The sequence below is a fragment of the Sphingobium sp. genome (assembly GCF_041987595.1).
Classification (GTDB): domain Bacteria; phylum Pseudomonadota; class Alphaproteobacteria; order Sphingomonadales; family Sphingomonadaceae; genus Sphingobium.
Window position 1 is genome coordinate 286 of sequence record NZ_JBHIWJ010000270.1, and the last position, 220, is coordinate 505.

Consider the following 220-nt stretch of genomic DNA (forward strand, 5'->3'; position numbering starts at 1 on the left):
CTGTGTTTGGGCGTGTTGGGGAATTGCTTGCCCGTATTCACGCTCGGTGCGGCGATCGACACGCCGTTGACGGTCGTGACCGTCGAACCGCCATCGACGATCTCCGAGTCCATATAGGTATAGCCGCCGAACACGTTCCATTCCGGCGTGATATTGCCGTTGAAGCCGAGTTCGATGCCCTCGATCTTGCGCTCGCCGATATAGGCGACCGTGCCGGCAT

1 protein-coding gene is annotated in these 220 nt (G+C 59.5%); it reads right to left on the reverse strand.

Annotation, left to right across the window (positions count from 1 at the left end):
- On the reverse strand, positions 1-220 hold a 220-nt coding region (locus ACFC3J_RS23125; protein ID WP_375198231.1), incomplete at both ends, for a TonB-dependent receptor domain-containing protein.